This is a genomic window from Sphingomonas sp. CCH9-F2 (assembly GCF_001556735.1).
GTDB lineage: Bacteria > Pseudomonadota > Alphaproteobacteria > Sphingomonadales > Sphingomonadaceae > Sphingomonas > Sphingomonas ginsenosidimutans.
The window spans coordinates 1-617 of the sequence record NZ_LSJO01000651.1 but is presented as its reverse complement, the minus strand read 5'-3'; the positions used below and the strand labels follow the sequence as shown (position 1 = coordinate 617).

General features: G+C 69.7%; 1 protein-coding gene. It reads right to left on the bottom strand.

Annotated features, from left to right (window positions below):
* Positions 1–61 precede the first annotated feature (61 nt).
* On the bottom strand, positions 62–617 hold a 556-nt coding region (locus tag AX685_RS22920), incomplete at its 5' end, for a hypothetical protein (RefSeq protein ID WP_197418703.1).

Below are 617 nucleotides of genomic sequence, written 5' to 3'. Positions count from 1 at the left end.
GGTGATCCGCGGCAATGCGCTGGGCGCGGGGATCACCACCACCGCCCGCCGCTGGTGAAGGTCAGCGCAGCCGCGATCCCAGCCGCTGCGCCAGATATTCCAGGCAGGCGATGCGGCGCAGCAGCCCGCTGTCGGTGATCGCCTCCATGTGGAAGAAGCGCCGCATCGCGGGGTAATCGAGGTCGATGACCCGGCCGAGATAGTCGGGCGACAGCAGCCCGCCATGTTCGTCCGCCATCGTCCCCATCCGCCGCTGGATCGCATAGCTGCGCTGGCGCAGCCACGCCGGGCGGATGCGCGACGACCATTCCTGGAACCGGTGGCGCGTTGACGGCGGGCCGGCGAAATCATGGCCGTATGCGGAGGGATAGGCCGCCAGCACCGGATCGATCGCGGCGAGCAGAGCGGCCTCGAACCGGCCGGCCTGCTTGATTGCCACGGGCAGCGTCATCGCCTCTGCCACTACCTGATGATCGAGGAACGGCATCAGATACGCGCCGTGCCGCGCCTCCAGGCTGATTTCCCGCCCGAACAACGCGCGGCAGCGCACCTTCGGATACAGATGCTCGACGGTCTGACGGCACAGCCGCTCGCGCGGGGCGGCGCCGACCGCCGCG